This window comes from Pedobacter sp. SL55, assembly GCF_026625705.1.
Taxonomy (GTDB): Bacteria; Bacteroidota; Bacteroidia; order Sphingobacteriales; family Sphingobacteriaceae; genus Pedobacter.
Genome location: NZ_CP113059.1, coordinates 634,575 through 653,202, shown reverse-complemented (window position 1 = coordinate 653,202; position 18,628 = coordinate 634,575). Strand labels below are relative to the sequence as shown.

The following is an 18,628-nucleotide window of genomic DNA, read 5'->3' as shown; positions in this document are numbered from 1 at the left end:
TTTAGCGATGGAGTATTTTAAGCTTCGTGTCATTTTTAAGCACAAGGAACAATGATAAGCCGCTTACCTGTCATCCTTATGAATTTCGCCTTTGGAATTATAGGTGTTGCCGTTGTAATTAGAATAAGTAAGGTTATCGGCGTCTTTCTTAACTGAATAGCTTCTAAAACCATCATCAAATTTCTTAATTACTTTGTTTTGATGATCGATGAGCTGATAGCCGCTATCAGTTTTTACCATGGCACTAATTTTTGAAAAGTTTTTGGCTTCGTTGTACATAAAAGGAATAACCAAAACGTTCTTGCTATTGATGTAGCCCCAATTGCCCTCCGCATTTTTAACAGGTGCCAATCCGTAAGAAAATGGCCCTATATTTTTGTATTTAGAACCATCTATTACCACTTCTCCTTTGGTGTTGATGAATAGCTTTTTGCCAGCCTTGTTTTGCACCAAAAGCAGGCTATCCATTCCAAAATAATCATAGGTATTTATCACATAATCTTCCTTATTGATTTTCTGTCCTGCTGTATTGTAAATGTCGTCAGTGTTACTCAGTATCGAGTAATCTGCGAATTTTTCTTTGGATGTGTAAGGTTTGCTTTTAAAGATGTAATCGCCATTAATTTTATAGGCGTATCCATTTACTTTTAATGCTGGTTTTAAATCTTTGTTAATGATGGTGTTTACATCGTTTTCTTCCCTTAAAACAATGTAATTGCCTTTTTCAGAAATGTTATCCAAAGTTGGCTCAATTAGCACTTTGTTGGTTTGCATATCTATTAAACCTTTAGGGCCGTTGATCCCATTTTCTATTGCATAATATTTGCCTAATATCGGTTCGTTACGATAAAAACGGTACTTAAGCGGTACCAGTTTACGATTTGCCTTGTCGAGCCATAAAATAGAACGGTAGCCATCATCTGCTACTACGCCCATAAAGTAATTACCTTTGTAATGCGATAACTGTTCTAGTGCTGGTTGTACTACCCATTTGCCCTCTTTATCTAAAATGCCTGCCAAATTACTCTTGTTGTAGGCCACGCCATAACCATCTGCAAAGGTAATGGTACTTTTCAGTACAAATGTGTAGGTGTTTAAAGCACTTTTTTCTGGTTTTAAGAATAGGTTAACTTGTGTAATGTTTCCTCTAAAGTTGAAAGTAGCATTTGTCAAGTTTTCAGGTTTGTTTTTATCTTCTTTAGGTACTTTGCTGTACAAATCGTCTATCAATTCATCTACATTTTTATAGTCGGCTTTATCAATTTTTTCTATTACGCTTTTACCGGCTTCGTAATACTGATTTAAAAATGCTACCGAATAGTTGCTGGTGCTGCTAGATGAAGAAGAGCCGTACTGTTCAATTGCTTGGCCTGCGGCGTTAATACCTTCTACTTTATAGATCTTGTCTTTTAATGCAGGCGAAATTTTTAAGCTTGCTTTGCCATCGGTAACAGAAACCAGTTGAATTTTGCCATCGGTTAATTGCTGTAAAGGTTTATCGGCGCTTAAATTAATTACAAGCATTGCCTCTGGATAATGGTAGCTGGCTTCAAGTTCAATGCTGTCAATCCATTTAGTGCCTTTAATTTCATCTACGGTTTCGTTGCTTCTGCCGTGTAACTCTTTATCGAAATTAGCAGTTTTACCATCTTGATAGTACACTTTTTTAAGCTTTAAAATTGGTTTCGGAAACTCGTAATCATCGTAATCTTTAACGCTATAAATTAAGCTTTTTACACTATAACTTATACTCAAATCTGTATTTGGGTATATTACCGTTGGACTAAAGTATAACCTGTTTAGTGTTTTTGCAAACTGTTTTGCAATGAGTTCTTTTTGTGAGTTATCGAACTTTTGGGTAGTTCTTACCTCTCTCAGATCCACATCGCCCGGCGTTATTTTTATCGAGGTAGAGGCCAGTGTAATTAGCTTTTCTATTTGTGTGTTTTGCTTTTCTAGGTAGGTTTTTATCTCTGGTAAAGATTTGTTTTTAAGCTGGGCTTGAATATCTTTTTTGGTAGTTTGCGCCATTACAGAGGAACTAATGAATAGCAGGAAAGTAATGAAGTATGAAGTAGATTTCATTTAGATAGGGTTATTTCTTTTACTAGTCTAGCAAATTAGCTCTGTTGTAATCAAAAATTTCTTGTGCGTTCTTTTCAATTAGCCTGTCTAAAAGCGCATTGTAGCCGTTGGCAATTTTGTAGTTCATTTCATCTGCATACAAAGGAAAAACGGAGTAGATATTAATCAAGTTTTCTCCAGCCTGTACCGAGGTAAATTCTTCATCAAAAGTTACGGATGGCAAAATAACTACACCCGTATAATTGGTGTTTTCTGCATAAGGTTCCATATTTGCGGTGGCTTGTAGGGTATGGCCTATGGCTAGCCAAGTATCGTAATGATGAGGGAAACGAGCAGCTTCTTTCAGCATCGAAATGAGCCAATCGTTTGGGTTATCTCCAGTTACTTTACCAAATGTGATAGCTTTTGGTAGCAATAACATCAGCTCTGCAAATTGATACGCTTGCGGATTTTCTACTGCTGTGGGAACTGTCATTTCCAAGGTGCTCATTCCCGCTGTGATTAAGAAATTGAAATTGTGTTTTTCTGACTGAACGAAATACACATCGAGATGGAAATCTGGGGAAAATATTTCATGGAAAACGGTAATTTCCTCAGTAGTGTAACGTTCGTCTAAATGTGCCGAAATTGCTTCAGCGTGATCATCGAACTGTTTCTTGTTCCTAAATTTTTCATAAAAGTCGGTCATGGTAGGTTTTTTTGTTTTTATAAAGTAGATTTCTATAAAAACAACAATAGTTATTCCAATTGTGTAGGCAATCATATCTTCCCATGCAAAATAATTTCCAATTACGATGTTGGCGAGCTTGTTATCGCCTAATCCTATCAGTTTTACAAATTGAAAATATTGTAACGTTTCTATCAAATAGGAGAACAAAAGTGTGCTAATGGCTAAAGGCCAAATGCCAATGTGTACAAAAGCCTTCACAAAATAATAGATAAGGATAACCACTAATACATCGCCAACGTAGGGACGAATAAAATTGTCTGTAATAAATAAAGCAATTAAAACTTCGATGATGAATATGGCAATTGCGATGAGTAAACTGCCTAGATGAAAGCGGAAATGAGGCTTTTTGGGTTTCATTTGTTTAGATAGGTTTAAAAACCTAATTTAAGCTAGATTTTGAATTAAACGAAGACGATGAAAAAAATATTATTGCTATTGTTGGTGGCTTTTGCAAATACTGCAATGGCACAAACGCCTCAAGACCGAGTAGCTATTTTAAAGGTGTTAGAAAACCAACGCCAAGGTTGGAACAAAGGCGATATGGACAGTTATATGCAAGGTTATTGGAAGAGTGATAGTTTGTTGTTTGTGGGTAAAAATGGCCCCACTTATGGCTGGCAAAAAACTTTGGATAATTACAAGAAGGGATATCCTGATAAGAGTGCCATGGGGTTTTTAACTTTCGGGATTAAGAAAGTGGAATTTTTAGCAAAGGATAAAGCCTTTGTTTTGGGAAGCTGGAATTTGAAAAGAGAGAAAGATGAGCCGAAAGGTTATTTTACTTTGTTGTTGAGGAAGATTGACGGGGAGTGGAAGGTGGTTGTTGACCATAGTTCTTAGTTGCAAAATGTATCTTTTATTATCTATACTTTGAGATTTACTATTTGAAGGACTTGTCTATATCATTAAGCGTATAGACCGTTTTTTCCGGGGAATCCCTTATAAAAAGACGAAAGGTAGGACGTATTTTTTGTTTGAAAAAAGCAGTAATGCAACTATAATTATCGCTGCTTTACTGTTGTTTATTACACTTTTATTTTTCTTTAATCGATAGTCTTAGTATTGATGCTGTTTGACATTACTCCTGTGGTTGGTGTTATTACCAATCCACACTAATCAATAACAATGATAAATACAAATTGGTTGGTGATAACACCAACCAAAATCGGGATGATATGGTTATCTAAATGGAATGAAAATGAACTCTGACGAACTTTTATTAATTTTTAGTTTCCTAATTTGTTGGACAACTTTAGTGTTTTTAATTGTAAAAGCTAAAAGCAAAAAACAAATAATAGCAATCAACTTTACAATCCATTTTATTTATAGCTTATATTTTCTATATGGACTTTTTTATGAATCAAAAGGAAATGGAACCGCATTGGCTTGGTGGTTTTTTCTTTTGTTATTACTTTGGACACATTGTATTATCAACTTAGGACAGCTGGTTTACCTTTATCTTAAGACAAAAAAGAACTGATAGTTTGGTTTGTAATGAAGCGAATCGTGCTATCGCACCTATGCTATCGCACCTATGCTAGCGCACGAGTGCCGCGTGTGAGTTAATTTGTTAATGTGCAGCGCACACGCCACAGGCATGCGCTAGCGAACGGGATTACAAACCCTAAAGAGCGCTTAGTTGCTAATCATCTTCCTATACTTCCTCGAAAAATAATAAAGTGAATAAAAAGTAAGCAACACCCCAACAACCCTATGCTAGCGCACGCGTGCCGCGTGTGAGTTAAATGTGCAGCACACGCCACACAGGCATGCGCTAGCGAACGGGATTACAAATCCTAAAGAGCGCTTATTTGCTAATCATCTTTCGATACTTCTTCGAAAAATAATACAAGGAATAGAAAGTAAGCAATACCCCAACAACAGATAAAATCATCACGCTACTAGAAAAGAACGTAACCCAATTCAGTTTTACTTTAAAAATCTCTTTGCTTAACAATACGCCAATACTGCCTACATAACCAAAAGCATCAGCAATGTAAATGAGGAAACCTACGTTACTGGCATACTTGAAAGTAGAAATTAATCTGTCGAAAAAGATAGCATTGAATGGAATGTAAACCATATACAAACCTAAACCTACTAAAGTCATCCAAGCAATAGGGCTTAGCTGATTGTATTTGAAAATCAAGGTTGAAACACCTGCAATCACAAAACCAATCACAATAAACCAATGTGCTGTTTTTAAAGCAAGGAAGTTGTTTTTAATCATTACCATGCTGCCAATAAGTACCAGCACAATGATGGTAATTGGGGTTTCCGTTTTAGAAAATAATGCAGGCTGATTAAAGAAACCCATTTCCTTCCACATCTCGGCACTAAAATTATCTCTGATGTCTCTAAAAATAGTGGCAAAGCAGTAAATGATGACACATGCAATAATTCCACCTAAAAAGTCTCTGATAAATTTCTTTCTATCTTCGGTAGTCATGGCTACACGTTCAGCTCTGTATTCGATGTCTTCTTCGCTCGGCTGCGGTATTTTCTCCATCAGGAAAACAAAAAACACCAGTGGAATGCAAAATACCAAACCAGTGTAAAAAGGCATCCAAAACTCAGAAATGCCAAACTCAGCCATTAACCAAGCTCCAACAGATTTTACAAAACCCGAAGCAAAAATGAAACTTACTGCTAAAGTGGCGCCAATAAAATCGGTACTTCTTCTTCCTTCTACGTAAGAAAAAACTACGCCCCAAAGCATCCCCAATGGAAAACCATTTACAAATAGAAAAACGATATTGTAAGGCATGGGGATCACCGCAAAAAGTAACCAGCTTAACCAAGAAATTCCAGTTAATAAAAGAATGATTTTTCCTCTGCCAGTTCGTTTAAGTTCTGAAATGTATTTGATGCCATAGAACTTGGCGAGTAAATAACCCAGCATTTGGCTAATCACCAAAATTGTTTTGTAGCTGTAGCCTGCCAAGGTTAAGCCATCGAAGGTGGCCACGGTAAAAGTTTTGCGATAGCCAAAAATCATGGTGTAGGCTAAAAATACTACTACGGCAGCGTAAAGCCCAGTTTTGATGGATTTGCTAGAATTGTTTTGGCTCATAAAAAGGTTAATCTTACATTGAAGATAGCCTAAATTTTTGATAAGAGTTTTGCTGATCAAAAATCTCAAGCAAACCAGTTTCTGTATCTTCCGAAAGATTGATCATATCTTGGATATGCTTTTCTGAAATTTCTCCTAGATGGTTGGTAGATTGATTTCCAGTTCTCAATAAAATTACCTTTGGCGGAAATCCATACAAATTGGAGAAGTGATAGAAGTCGTCATCATTGGTAATAATAATGGCATTTTTTGATTTTGCCCATTGCCAGATATCATTGTCAGTAGCTGGTTGCTGGATATTTATCCTTTCAACATGTTCTACTTCAGTAAAATATTTTGATAGTTTAAACTTTAGTTTGAACGAAATATTTGCATCTAGCAATATTTTCATGTTAAGCGGAAATTAAGCGAGTTCTAGTCTCACTATTGGCTGCAAATGCTAGTGCAGCTTTAATGTGTTCGATTCTAATTGAGGGAAATCGGATAAAATTTCTTCATTAGACATCCCAGAAGCCAGCCAGCCTAGGATATCTTGAATGCTTATTCGAGTACCTTTAATGCAAGGTTTACCAAATCTGATGTTTGGGTCGATATTGATATATGTTGCAAAATTTTCCATCACTGTTAATTTGTACTAAGTTATCAAAAAAAGAGTTTGGAAACAATTTTAAGCTGTCATTACCACGTTTTCGATTTCTTCTAGCGCAGCATCCCATAAAGCAATTCGCTGTTGCAACGCTTCTTTTACAACTGCTGCAGCTTCGTTCCAAGCTTCTTCGGTTTTGCACAATTCGCTAGTCATAGTTAAAGCCAAATGACTATGATGATCGCCATCTACCTCAATGTGTCTATCTAAATAATACTTGAAAATGGTTACTTGATCTGGATGTTTGCTGTTCAAATCGTTTACCATGGTATGAAACATATTTGGAATTAAATCTTCCCTCCCGAAAGTAAAAGCCGCCGCAGTTGCATGGTTTTTGCCAGCGTTGATTACCGCAAAGGTGCTATCCATAAATTGTTGAGCTGCTAACGGAACTTCGGCTTGGGCATACGCTTCTTGAAAAGTAGCTCCATTTTGCAAAGCACTAATGAAAGTGGTAATAGGTTTGGTGTTAGCGCCTACTTGCTCCATCGCATCTAAGTACAATTCGAAATGACTTTTAATACCACCATCAGCGTCTAAGTCTGATTCTTCTCCAGCTACAATCTCATTAATCAATTGGCGAGTTTTGGCATTGCCTACCGGAAACCAAGGAAGAGTAGTGCAGGTCAGATTAATTTGTAGTGCTTTTAATAACGACATGAAATCCCAAACGGCGTAGATATGATGCTCCATGAAGATGCGAAGTGCTGGCAAATCGCCAATTTGTGTATATACTTTATGGTTTACAATTTGTGCTTTTAACTGAGCCGCTTGTTGGTTTATTTTTTCTATTTGTGAGTTCATGTGTGTTTTAAAAGTACTTACGAAGTTTAACTTGAAAAGGATTGTTTTATTCGCCTAGTTTATAATTTTTGTAATAAAAATCTTTGTCGGCATCGGTAATTGCTCTAATTACTTTGCAAGGATTGCCAGCCGCAAATACATTATCAGGAATATCTTTGGTAACTACACTGCCAGAACCGATAACTACATTGCTGCCAATTGTTACGCCAGGGTTGATGACTACATTACCGCCTAGCCACACGCTATCGCCAATGGTAATAGGTTGTGCCCATTCGTGCTCTTGATCACGTAAGTGTTGGTGTAGTGGATGGCCAGCGGTGTAGATAGCCACATTTGGACCAATAAAAGCATGGCTACCAATAGTTACCTTGGCGCAGTCTAAAATAGTGAGGTTGAAATTGCTGTAGAAATGGTCGCCAATTTCAATGTTGTAACCATAATCGCAACGAAAGGGTGGTTCTACATAAAACATAGTTTCGGTTTTGCCAAAAAGTTTTTTGATGAGCTGCTTGCGCTGTTTAATTTGCTTCGGAGGCAGGTTGTTGAACTCGAAAACAATTTCACGTGCTTTTAACCTGTCGTTGGCCAGTTCGTTGTCTCCAGCTTGATAAGCTTTACCAGCTAGCATCTTTTCTTTTTCGCTCATTTTTTTCTCTTCCATCGTGCTGCGAAATTACTAAGCGATTGATAAAGGCACAATTATTTTTACGTTTATGAGATTGGAGTGTTTTTTACTTCTTCTTTGCGTTATTAGCAAATTCCTAAAAACCATTGCGTTAAAATTAGCCGTAAAGTAAAAGAAGAGGTACGCAAAGAACGCCAAGATTTGCATAAGTTTTTGTGCAATAAACCCGATTGAGCGATTATCCTTTTTTGGTGATTGTCATCCTGAGCTTGTCGAAGGATTTGTTTGTTACTTGTAGACGCTTCGATAAACTCAGCGTGACAACAGGTTGTGATGATGTCAACAAAAAAGATAGAAGTGAAAGCGGGGCTACCGTAACCGATGCCCCGCTGAATTTGCTTTTCTAATTATTTTAAAGTTTACCTTTTGCGTAAGCATTTTCGGCTCTTTGTATGGCTTTTTTCTCTCGCCAATGCGCATATTTTTCTTTAAATGCCATTTTGATTAAGCTGTCTACCGCACCATGTCTAAATAAACTCCAAACGCTGGCCACTTTACGAGTGATAGATTGGTCCCAAGCTCTTAAACTTAGCGAGAAAGAACCATCAACGTATTTCATCCAGTGCCACATGCCGGTTGGCATAAATAAAGTATCGCCATGTTCTAAATAAACCTCGTAGCCTTCAATGCCATTTAGCGAAGGAAATTTCTCGAAATCTGGATTGTCTACCTTATAATCTTCTAAGGCGTAAGTTGCATTTGGCAAGCAGTACAAACGTTTTTTCCACTTATAATCGAACAAAATAATGTGCTTACGGCCGCCAAAGTGCGTATGGAAAATATGAGGTAAATCGATATCGTAGTGTAGGAAAGTTACCGAATTTGAACCACCAAAAAACATAGCTGGCATACTTTCAATAAAACCGCCCATTAAATCTTTTGGGATTTTGATATCGTTGATTAAGCTTGGAACTTTCTTAAATAGGTTGAAAAAAATATCCTTAACTCGGTAGGCTCACGCTTAATTAAATCTAGGTAGTCGCCAAACTTCATGTGCGCAGTGGCAGCATTGATAGGTTTGCTCGGATCTGCCTTTGAGTTGTCGTAAAGAGGCACTTCCAAATCGCCGCCAATTTCCTTCAAATATTCGGTAGTCCATTTCTCTCTAGCAGGCCAGTCTTTAGTAAGGCCTTTAATCACCAAAGGACGTTTTTTCTTAAGATAGTTCTTCTTAAAGTCCTCGGGAGTGATGGTTTCTACAGTGTCTACTGGTTTTAAATTGAAGCTCATTGTTTATTTTATGTAAACTGCTGATTAATATTGCGATAAATGTAATCAGTACAAAGTTGTAATTTTAAAATGAAAACGTGTAATCAGATTAAGATAAAAAGTGAATAAAATGATTGATATCATCTTAATTAGCCACAGATGCACAGATTGAGTCTCTGAAATCAATATTGATTAAAAAAACGCATCATCTTTATTTGTGTATCTGTGGCGAATATTAGCAGTTAAGTTACTTTCGCTTTTTTAATAATTTTAGTAAAATACGAAGGAAATAGACGTTTTAATAACACACCTTTTACTTCCTTGCCGCCAATATAAACCTCATCTTTTTTCTTTTGAATAGCTTTGATGATTTGTTTAGCGCATTCTGCTGCTGGCATTCCATTTTCTTGCGCTTGGTCCATAGTGCCTTGCTTACTACCATCGGCAGTTAAGGCATTGATGGTAACGTTGGTTTTGATGAATCCAGGGCAAGCTAATAAAATGTGGATATTGGTGCTGTCCAGTTCAATTCTTAATGATTCGAAATAGCCGTGCAATGCATGTTTGGAAGCTGAATATGCCGAACGTAAACTGGTGCCAAATTTGCCGACTAAACTACTCACGCATACAATTGAGCCAGAATCTTGTCTAATCATTTGAGGCAACACGGCTTTACTTAAAATTACAGTGCCCCAAAAATTGATATCCATGAAACGTTTTTCGGTTTTTAAATCGGTTGCTAGGGCTAAAGCTCTTTGACTGATCCCGCCGCTGTTAATCAGGATGTCGATACGACCATAAATACGGATGGCTTCTTCGGCTTTTTTGGGAAGGCTTTCGCTGTCTTCTAAATCTAACGAAAGTACGTGGGTATCTATTTGGTTGCGGCATTTTTGTTTTACACGAAAAAGTTCATCGCGGTTGCGAGAAGAAATAATCAGTTTTGCACCTGCATTAGCTAGCTCGTAAACCAATGCTTCGCCAATACCCGATGAAGCGCCAGTAATCCAAATAACTTTATCTTTCATGTTTTTAAGCCTTGTTTTATAATGGTTCTGAAGCGATCATGATTTTTTTCGCGGTATGCGTGGATAAATCATGATGGTTTCATGTCTCAAAATTACGATTTTAAAAAATAGGAGCTGATAACTGTTGCGTTAGGATTAAGTAAAACTATACCAACTTGGATTAGTTAAAATCTTCCTCATCCACGAAGAATGCTGCAGCAATACCATCTGCAAATAATTTTCCTTTGTTGGTAAGTTTAATCACATTGCCCTCGTTCAGTAATTGTCCGTCGGCAACAAAGTTCTTCATAAGTTTCTGAATTTGATCTACGTAGTTCTTGCCAAAATCACTCGCAACTTTTTCTAAGTTTAAGCCCCACATCGTTCTTAAAGAGGTCATTACGTATTCATTAAATTTATCAGTGCTGCTGAGTTGCTCTACAGTTTCTAGAAGCTCTCCTTTAAACAGGCTTTCCATGTATTTGGCATTGTTGGCAATATTGATGTATCTATCGTGCCCATCAAAACCATGGGCCGAAGGGCCAATGCCTAAATACGCGACACCTCTCCAATAATTGGTATTATGTACGGCGTATTTTCCGGGTAAGCTATAATTAGAAATTTCGTAGTGCTCAAAGCCGCTTGCGGTAACCGTATCAACGAGCATCATAAACTGTTCTGCGCTTTGTTCATCACTAATATCTGGCTGTTTGCCTTTTTCAATGGCGTTTGCCAAAGCTGTTTTAGCCTCCACCGTAAGCGAATAAGCCGACAAGTGTGGCACCTGAAGTTCAATTGCAGTTTGAATGTTGGTTTTCCACTTTTCGTTAGTGAGTAGGGGATAGCCATAAATTAAATCTATAGTAAGGTTTTCAAACCCAGCATCCTGACTGCGCTTAATACAATCCGTTGCTTCTTGTGCGTTGTGGGCACGGTTCATCCAAACTAGATCTTCGTTAAAAAAAGATTGTGTGCCAATGCTGAAACGATTAACAGGTAATTTTCTCAGTTCAGCAATTTTCAAAGCTGTAAGGTCGTCGGGATTTGCTTCTAAGGTAATTTCTGCATCCGAAGAAATAGAAAAGTGATTTTCTATGGTAGCAAGGATTTGCTGCAATGCGGCCGTTGGTAATACAGAAGGTGTTCCTCCACCAAAATAGATGCTGCCAATTTGTTGTTGCGCTAGCCTATTTTTCTTAAATATGATTTCTTTGCAAATTGCTTTAACCATCTCGTTAAGGTATTTTGTTGAGGTGGTAAAGTGGAAATCGCAATAGGTGCAAGCTTTTTTACAGAAAGGGATGTGGATATAGATACCGGCCATGCTATTTTTATATATAAGATCAAATGCTGTTTCTCAAATTTATATGCTTATGGTCCCTGTAAAATTTCATTTTATGAGCTCCATCGCCAATTTTTTCAGCATCTTACAAACCTACAAGTAATTTCTCTACGAGACCGTGTCATTGTTAGATTGTATTTTTTTCAAATATTCCGTAGGCGTATAGCCGAATTGTTTTTTGAATTCCCTACTGAAATACTTGGCATCGTTGAAGCCCACTAAATAGGAGATTTCGGAGATATTGTATTGATTTGTTTCTAATAGGGAGAGCGCCTTCTTTAAGCGAATAGATTTGATGAAATCATTCACGGAAAGGTCTGTAACTGCTCTTATTTTCTTATAAAGCACTGGTTGGCTCATGCCTACCTCATTAGCTAAATCTTGTATTACAAAATGTTGGTCGGCCATTTTATCATCCACAAACTGAACTACTTTTAACATGAAGTCATGATCAGCTTTGTTTATAGTGATGTCTTGAGGTTTAAGGTTTACTTCTTCAGTAAATTTCTTTCGCATCATTTTTCTGGCCTGGAGCAAATTTCGAACGTTAAGTAAAAGCAGTTCTGTGCTAAAAGGTTTGGTAATATAGATATCTGCACCAGTTTCAAGACCATCTACCATTTGAAGATGCGAATCCATTGCTGTAAGTAAAATTACTGGAATGTGCGCTGTTCGTTCGTCTGTTTTTAAGCTGCCACACAATTCTAAACCGTTCATAACAGGCATCATGATATCGCAAATTACAAGGTCTGGAAGTAACTCTGTAGCAGTTTCCCAACCTATTTGTCCGTTTTCGGCCTCTACAACATGATAAAATGGCGATAAAAAACCACGTAGCATTTGCCTAATCTCTGGGTTATCTTCTACAATTAATATGGTCTCTTCAAATACAGCTCCAGCTCCGGTTACTTCTGTTACTGTATTTTTGGGCACATTAACTTGGTAGAGGCTGTTAGTAGGAGTGCTGTTTGTTTCTTCATAATCTGCATTGATTGCCAATTTGCCTTTTTTTAAGGTAACAGTAAACTTGGTGTCGCCAGGTTTTTCTGGTGTTTCCTGCCTACTGTCAATCGCAATTTTTCCACCATGGGCTACTACTATACTTTTAGATAATGCCAGGCCAATACCCGAACCAATATGCCCCGAGCCAGGGTGTCTATCTGGAAAAAATCACTGAAAAGTTTATCCTTACTGCTTTCTGGTATTCCTATACCATTGTCCCTAATTTCTATGCTTACCTGCTGTTCAATGTCTTTTACGGTAACGCTAATCATTCCGTTATCGCTGGTAAACTTAAAAGCGTTAGACAATAAATTGAAAAATACCTTCTCTAGCTGTACCCTATCTATCCATACCTGTATGGGCTGTGCGGGTGTTTCGATGCGGTAATTGATGTGCTTACTGGTAGCTAAATCTTTAAAAGCATTGAATATATACTGTATAAATTGTACAATATCAAGCTCTTCCAGATGTAGCTTCATGTTGCCGGTTTCTGTTTTTCTAAAGTCCATTAACTCGGTAATTAACCTAAGCAATCTATCTGCATTATTTTTAATAGGTACTACCTGTTGGTGAAGCTCTGGTAGGTGGGCTGTATTTTTAAGGAGCGATTCTAATGGGCCTAAAATGAGTGTTAAGGGAGTTCTAATTTCATGAGATACATGTGTGAAAAACTTCAGTTTCATCTGTTGAACATTTTCGGTTCTTTTTAACAAGGCACGAATAAAGAAATATCGTAACGTTAAAAATAAAATGCCCGATAATACGATGGCATAGCCTAGATAAGCCCACCAAGATAGCCACGGAGCAGGGTTGATATGGATCTTTAAAGCACGTATGGCGCTGCCCGGAATACCATCGTTGTTTATTCCTTTTACTACAAATCGATAGTTGCCAGATGGCAGGTTGGTATAAGATGCAATGGGAGTAGAATCGAACTTCCACTCCTTATCATACCCTTCTAGTTTGTAAGCATACTTGTTTTTATCGGGTTTTACGTAGTTGAGCAATGAAAATTCTAACGTAAAATTATTTTGGTCGTAACTAAAATCTAGCTCTTCGGTAAGGTTTAAATTATTTTTTAGAATACCGTTTTCTTCGTCCACGTTTACTGGTTTATTAAAAAGCCGTAAACCGGTAAATACTAAGGGAGATATATAGTTGTTAGATTGTATTTCTGTTGGATAAAACGAGGTAAGTCCGTTAATGCCTCCAAAGAAAATTTCTCCGCTACTGTCTTTAAAATAGGAGCGGTTGTTAAACTCATTGCCTGCTAAACCATCACTTTTGGTGTAGTTTCTAAATCGCTTGGTTTTGGGGTTAAACTCCGATAGTCCGTTAGCGGTACTGATCCATAAATTTCCACTATTGTCTTCAATTATGCCTAATACATTGTTGTTAACTAGTCCATCATTTTCTGTGAAGGTTTTAAAAGTATTGCGTTTGGTGTCGTAAATGCTTAGTCCTCCAGAATTGGTGCCAATGAGCAGCTCGCCATTTGCATTTTCTGTTACACAATTAATATAGTCTGATTGTAGGCTATCGGAATTGTTTGCTTCGTTAAAACTGGTAAGTTGCTTTTTGTTTAAATTATATCTATAAAGTCCTGTAGAAGTTCCAATCCAAAGGTTTTCCTTAGAGTCTGCAAAGAGATGAAGTATCCCTTTGTTTTTAAGCGCATCATTTATTGGGCTGCGAGTTGTTTGGCTGGGGTACACCCCGTCTTTGCTTTTTAAAGTGGTTATCCCGTTCATAGAACCAACCCAAAGTGTTCCGGTTGCGTCATAAGCCAAGGCAATTATTTCTGCGGAACCGATGGTGCCCTTATTGTCTTTTACATTTGCAATTCTTTGAAATTTTCCGGTAGATGTATTCAATATGTTGATGACGCCCCTATGTGTGCCGATAGTTAAATTATGGTCATCGTATCTGTTTTTCGTTAGTATTTTAACAAGGTTAGAACTGATACTGTTGTAATTGCCGGGATCGTGTTTGTAATTACTAAAGGAGTTAGAGGCTTTGTTGAACAGATTTAAACCTGCGCCTTCGGTTCCAATCCATAGTTGATTAGGTTTGCCCTCGGCAATGGCGCTTACTACATTTCCGCTAATGCTATTGGCCGATTTGCCATTACGATAAACCTTAAAGTTTGTTGATACAGGATAAATGACGTTTACACCGCCAAAATAAGTGCCAATCCAAATATTTTTATTTCTATCTTTAAATAGATGATGAATAGAATTATGGCTAATACTACCTGTTGTTTCTGGGTTATGCTGGTAGTTGTTGAATAAACCGAGTAGAAGGGTTAAAAATACTTAGGCCGTTCTGTGTCCCAATCCACAGGGTGCCATCATCACTGGGCATAAGCTCTCTAATATCATTATGAACCAGCGAATTTACAATCCCTTCGGTGTGAAAAAAAGTTCTAGAAAGCTGTCCCTTGTTGTTTAATAAATAAAGGCCATTGGTTGTGCCTACCCAAGTATGCTGATTTTTATCTTTCGCTATGGCGGTGATGTAGCCACTTATTGGCTGAGTAAGAAAGTTGATTTTTTTGAAACTGAAAATGCCCTTTCTATAGGTTGCCTGTATGAGCCCATTGCCGGTACCTACCCAAATATGGCCAGTTTTATCTTTACATATTGCAAAAACACTATTTATTGGATCTTCTGCCTTTTTACTAAAAAGAAAGGTTTTGAATTTATGCTGATTACGGTCGATTAATAGTTTTAAGCCCTTCTGCGTGCCAATCCATAAGTTTTTGTCATCATCTTGATATAGTAATTCTATAAGCTCATTGTTTAACTGTGCTAACTTTTCAAATCTATCTTTTTTGAGATTATATTTTTGTAGTCCGGTATCGGTACCCGCCCATAAGGTTCCAGTATAGTCGGTTATTAAAGAAGTGATTTCTTCTTGCTCGTTACCTTTTTTGTCAGTATTGCTTTTACTATAATTTTTAAAGTGATACCCATCATATCTGTTAATGCCCTGCCTAGTGCCCAGCCATATTACGCCGGTACTATCTTGGGTTATTGCCATTACCGAATTTTGAGACAGTCCATTTTCTACCGTTAAGTTCGAGAAATTTAAGTTACGCTGTGCCTTGGCCGAGAAAAGCACGTTGATGGAAAGCAAAAAAAAGAAAATGCCTACAGAAGAATTAAATCTCATGAGAAATAGCAAGTAAAGGTTTGTTGTAGTCCCATAAAAATAAAGAATAATAACTGAAAATTTGAGCTGCTTGCAATAAAAACGAAGTTTATGGATTTGTTTTTTTGATTTTTCTACCCTTTCTTTTAGGATTCTACCCCTTTTTTTAAACGTAAATTTTCAGTTTTGAATGGTCTTGTAAGGTAGCAATTAAACGCGTCTAAAGTTTTAATCAATCGTATAAAATAAAAAAGATTTATCCATCCCTAAGTACATAAATGACCTGTAAAATGAATATCGGAGAATTTAAAATAACCAAGGCTACTAAAAGAATAGCCTTTTATCTGTTGTTGTTTTTTACCTGTACCCATGTAAAGTCGCAAAACTCAAGCGATGATATGCGCCAGTTAATTGATAAGCAGTTTAAGTTTGCCGAAAGGCAATACCGTATACTGGCCAGTAATACTCCCATGGGCCGTATGCCAAAAACCTTTTATGCCAAAAGCAATAAGTTTGAAACCAGTGATACCAAGTGGTGGTGTAGCGGGTTTTATCCGGGTTCTTTGCTCTACATCTATGAATACACAAAAGATCAGTCGGTATTAAAGGAAGCAGAGCAGCGTTTGGCTACCCTAGAAAAGGAAAAACATTATACTGGTAACCATGATTTGGGCTTTATGATGTACTGTAGTTTTGGAAACGCCTATCGCTTAACAAAAATTCCGGAATACAAAAAAACGATAGATACTGCCGCGGCTTCTCTTGTAACACGTTACAGGCCAGATGCGAAAGTTATTCAATCTTGGAATTCTAACAAAAGCTGGAAAGGCCCTGTAATTATTGATAATTTGATGAATTTAGAGTTGTTGTTGTGGGTAGCACAAAACGGGGGAGACCAAAAATATAGGGAAATAGCTTTAAACCATGCTAATGCTACATTAGCTAACCATTTTAGGCCAGATTTTAGCTCGTACCACGTAGTTGATTACGATATGTTGAATGGCAAGGTAATTAAAAAAGGAACTGCCCAAGGCGCTGGAGATGAAACTGCTTGGAGCCGCGGACAAGGCTGGGCGCTATATGGCTACACGTTAATGTACAGGTTTACTAAAGATAAACAGTATCTTAATTTCGCCCAAAATATTGCTAAGTACATCTTAAATAATCCAACCTTGCCAGCAGATAAAATTCCGTATTGGGATTTCAATGCTAAAGAGATACCCAATACATATAGAGACGCATCTGCCGCTGCGGTCATCGCCTCTGCGTTATTAGAATTGGGGCAATATAGCTCGGCTAAAACCAAAAAATATTATGTAGCACAAGCAAAAGAAATGTTGGTGTCCTTATCTTCGGATAAATATACAGCACAAGAGGGTACAAACGGTGGGTTTTTATTGAAGCATAGCACTGGTGCATTGCCCTTAAAATCAGAAATTGACGTGCCCTTAACTTATGCCGACTATTACTATCTTGAAGCTTTAATGCGATATAAAAACTGGTATTTGTAAAAGCGAAATAAAATGAGAAGAAGAAACTTTTTAACTGCAATGTCCCTTGCTGGCTTAACGGGTTTAGTTAGACCAAAATCTGTTCTAGCCACAGAAAATGATAACGAGAAATTGCAAAAACCAGTAGATGATAGAACGTATTGGTACCAGTTGCTTTACAAAATAGCCAATCCTGTGGTGTCTAATCTGGCCGCTGGAACTTTGGTAAAAAATATGCCTTTAATTACTTCGCCAACGTTTGATAAACGCTCTCCAAAAGTGTCTTACTTAGAAGCAGTGGGTCGTACTTATGCAGGTATTGCGCCTTGGTTGGCTTTGCCCGATGATGGTACCGAAGAAGGTAAATTGAGGAAAAAAATGCGATTAGAAGCGGTTAAAGGTCTGGATAATTGCTTTTCCGATGGCAGTCCCGACCAGCTTGTTTTTAATAAAGATTATCAACCCATTGTAGATGCGGCCTATTTGGCACAAACTTTTTTGAGGGCTCCCAAAGCATTATGGGAGCCTCTAAAACTAGAAACTAAACAAGCAATCGTAAAAGCGTTTAAGTCGCTTAGAAATAGAAAGCCATTTAAAAGCAATTGGTTATTGTTTGGCTCTATAACCGAGGCTTTTCTTTTAACCATTGGCCAAGATATTGACAAGGATAGACTGAATGAGGGCATTATAAAACTTAATGAATGGTACAAAGGCGATGGCTGGTATGGCGATGGCCCTAATTTAGCATTCGATTATTATAACTCTTTCGTTATCCATCCCATGATGGTAGATACATTAGCTGTTTTGGTAGATCATCAGTTAGTAGAAGCGGCTACCTACCAATTAGCTCTTAAGCGTATGCAGCGTTATGCGGTGGGGCAAGAAAGATTGATCTCTCCAGAAGGTACATTTCCGCCCATTGGCCGTTCAATTACCTACAGAACTAGTGCTTTTCAGGCATTGGCACAGGTAGCGTTAATGAATAAGTTGCCGAAAGAAATTTTGCCAGCACAAGTGAGGTGTGCCCTAACATTGGTAAAAAAGAATATGTACGATGTAAAGGGAACCTTTGATGGCAACGGATGGCTGCAGCTTGGTTTCTGTGGTCATCAACCAGAAATTGCAGATTACTATACCTCTACAGGAAGTTTGTATATGGCTACTTTATCCTTCTTGCCTTTAGGCTTACCTGCTACAGATCCGTTTTGGTCGGCACCTTTTACAGCATGGACTGCTAAAAAAGCGTGGTCGGGTAATGGGTTTCCAAAAGACTATCACGTAGATTACTAACACGAGCTATTCGGTGGTAAACTGGTGCAGCCAGCCAATATTTGATGAGATGATGTAAAGAGGCAAAATGCCTTTTTACATCTAGCCCAGTAAATATAAAAACTGCTAACTC

15 protein-coding genes and 2 pseudogenes are annotated in these 18,628 nt (G+C 37.6%); 3 read left to right on the top strand and 14 right to left on the bottom strand.

Annotation, left to right across the window (positions count from 1 at the left end):
* Positions 1–63 precede the first annotated feature (63 nt).
* Positions 64–2,085 carry a WG repeat-containing protein gene (locus OVA16_RS02840; RefSeq protein WP_267763412.1) on the bottom strand — a complete coding sequence of 674 codons (2,022 nt, stop codon included), beginning with the start codon at positions 2,083–2,085 and terminating at the stop codon, positions 64–66.
* A 22-nt stretch (positions 2,086–2,107) separates the two neighbouring features.
* Entirely contained in the window at positions 2,108–3,172 is a 1,065-nt protein-coding gene (locus tag OVA16_RS02835; RefSeq protein WP_267763411.1) for a DUF2809 domain-containing protein, read from the bottom strand.
* 57 nt (positions 3,173–3,229) lie between these two features.
* Between OVA16_RS02835 and OVA16_RS02830 the strand changes: the two genes are divergently transcribed.
* On the top strand, positions 3,230–3,655 hold the full coding sequence (locus tag OVA16_RS02830; protein ID WP_267763410.1) for a YybH family protein: 426 nt from the start codon (positions 3,230–3,232) through the stop codon (positions 3,653–3,655).
* Between the two features lie 967 nt (positions 3,656–4,622).
* Here the strand turns inward: OVA16_RS02830 and OVA16_RS02825 are convergent.
* From OVA16_RS02825 to OVA16_RS02775, 12 genes and pseudogenes are all read right to left on the bottom strand, one after another.
* On the bottom strand, positions 4,623–5,888 hold the full coding sequence (locus tag OVA16_RS02825) for a DUF5690 family protein (RefSeq protein ID WP_267763409.1): 1,266 nt from the start codon (positions 5,886–5,888) through the stop codon (positions 4,623–4,625).
* A 13-nt stretch (positions 5,889–5,901) separates the two neighbouring features.
* Complete coding sequence (locus OVA16_RS02820) at positions 5,902–6,279, bottom strand: DUF5615 family PIN-like protein (protein ID WP_267763408.1); 378 nt, start codon at positions 6,277–6,279, stop codon at positions 5,902–5,904.
* Between the two features lie 48 nt (positions 6,280–6,327).
* The gene (locus OVA16_RS02815; protein WP_267765332.1) at positions 6,328–6,507 is read right to left on the bottom strand and encodes a DUF433 domain-containing protein; all 180 of its coding nucleotides are present in this window, start codon (positions 6,505–6,507) and stop codon (positions 6,328–6,330) included.
* Between the two features lie 48 nt (positions 6,508–6,555).
* Complete coding sequence (locus tag OVA16_RS02810) at positions 6,556–7,338, bottom strand: DUF3050 domain-containing protein (protein ID WP_267763406.1); 783 nt, start codon at positions 7,336–7,338, stop codon at positions 6,556–6,558.
* Positions 7,339–7,384: 46 nt separating this feature from the next.
* Entirely contained in the window at positions 7,385–7,999 is a 615-nt protein-coding gene (locus OVA16_RS02805; protein ID WP_267763405.1) for a sugar O-acetyltransferase, read from the bottom strand.
* Positions 8,000–8,375: 376 nt separating this feature from the next.
* Positions 8,376–9,253, bottom strand: a pseudogene (locus tag OVA16_RS02800) (cupin-like domain-containing protein).
* Positions 9,254–9,474: 221 nt separating this feature from the next.
* Positions 9,475–10,260, bottom strand: coding sequence for an SDR family oxidoreductase (locus OVA16_RS02795; RefSeq protein WP_267763404.1), 786 nt, complete (start codon positions 10,258–10,260; stop codon positions 9,475–9,477).
* A 160-nt stretch (positions 10,261–10,420) separates the two neighbouring features.
* Positions 10,421–11,563 carry a radical SAM family heme chaperone HemW gene (gene hemW, locus OVA16_RS02790; protein WP_267763403.1) on the bottom strand — a complete coding sequence of 381 codons (1,143 nt, stop codon included), beginning with the start codon at positions 11,561–11,563 and terminating at the stop codon, positions 10,421–10,423.
* A gap of 126 nt (positions 11,564–11,689) precedes the next feature.
* Positions 11,690–12,580 (bottom strand): DNA-binding response regulator, encoded by an 891-nt coding sequence (locus OVA16_RS02785; protein ID WP_267763402.1) that lies wholly within the window; start codon positions 12,578–12,580, stop codon positions 11,690–11,692.
* 98 nt (positions 12,581–12,678) lie between these two features.
* Positions 12,679–14,457, bottom strand: a complete 1,779-nt coding sequence (locus OVA16_RS02780) for a sensor histidine kinase (RefSeq protein ID WP_267763401.1) — start codon at positions 14,455–14,457, stop codon at positions 12,679–12,681.
* 171 nt (positions 14,458–14,628) lie between these two features.
* Positions 14,629–14,832, bottom strand: a pseudogene (locus OVA16_RS20210) (two-component regulator propeller domain-containing protein); the annotation flags it as partial.
* 19 nt (positions 14,833–14,851) lie between these two features.
* Positions 14,852–15,757, bottom strand: coding sequence for a ligand-binding sensor domain-containing protein (locus OVA16_RS02775; RefSeq protein ID WP_267763400.1), 906 nt, complete (start codon positions 15,755–15,757; stop codon positions 14,852–14,854).
* 269 nt (positions 15,758–16,026) lie between these two features.
* On the opposite strand from OVA16_RS02775, the gene OVA16_RS02770 reads away from it, so the two are divergent.
* Both OVA16_RS02770 and OVA16_RS02765 read left to right on the top strand, forming a co-directional pair.
* Entirely contained in the window at positions 16,027–17,247 is a 1,221-nt protein-coding gene (locus OVA16_RS02770; RefSeq protein WP_267763399.1) for a glycoside hydrolase family 88 protein, read from the top strand.
* Between the two features lie 12 nt (positions 17,248–17,259).
* Entirely contained in the window at positions 17,260–18,516 is a 1,257-nt protein-coding gene (locus OVA16_RS02765) for a DUF2264 domain-containing protein (protein WP_267763398.1), read from the top strand.
* The last annotated feature ends 112 nt before the right edge of the window (positions 18,517–18,628 follow it).

Coding starts and splice junctions, on each gene's coding strand:
- OVA16_RS02840 (WP_267763412.1), bottom strand. CDS start 2,085: ATGAAATCTACTTCATACTTCATTACTTTCCTGCTATTCATTAGTTCC.
- OVA16_RS02835 (WP_267763411.1), bottom strand. CDS start 3,172: ATGAAACCCAAAAAGCCTCATTTCCGCTTTCATCTAGGCAGTTTACTC.
- OVA16_RS02830 (WP_267763410.1), top strand. CDS start 3,230: ATGAAAAAAATATTATTGCTATTGTTGGTGGCTTTTGCAAATACTGCA.
- OVA16_RS02825 (WP_267763409.1), bottom strand. CDS start 5,888: ATGAGCCAAAACAATTCTAGCAAATCCATCAAAACTGGGCTTTACGCT.
- OVA16_RS02820 (WP_267763408.1), bottom strand. CDS start 6,279: ATGAAAATATTGCTAGATGCAAATATTTCGTTCAAACTAAAGTTTAAA.
- OVA16_RS02815 (WP_267765332.1), bottom strand. CDS start 6,507: ATGGAAAATTTTGCAACATATATCAATATCGACCCAAACATCAGATTT.
- OVA16_RS02810 (WP_267763406.1), bottom strand. CDS start 7,338: ATGAACTCACAAATAGAAAAAATAAACCAACAAGCGGCTCAGTTAAAA.
- OVA16_RS02805 (WP_267763405.1), bottom strand. CDS start 7,999: ATGGAAGAGAAAAAAATGAGCGAAAAAGAAAAGATGCTAGCTGGTAAA.
- OVA16_RS02795 (WP_267763404.1), bottom strand. CDS start 10,260: ATGAAAGATAAAGTTATTTGGATTACTGGCGCTTCATCGGGTATTGGC.
- hemW (WP_267763403.1), bottom strand. CDS start 11,563: ATGGCCGGTATCTATATCCACATCCCTTTCTGTAAAAAAGCTTGCACC.
- OVA16_RS02775 (WP_267763400.1), bottom strand. CDS start 15,757: ATGAGATTTAATTCTTCTGTAGGCATTTTCTTTTTTTTGCTTTCCATC.
- OVA16_RS02770 (WP_267763399.1), top strand. CDS start 16,027: ATGAATATCGGAGAATTTAAAATAACCAAGGCTACTAAAAGAATAGCC.
- OVA16_RS02765 (WP_267763398.1), top strand. CDS start 17,260: ATGAGAAGAAGAAACTTTTTAACTGCAATGTCCCTTGCTGGCTTAACG.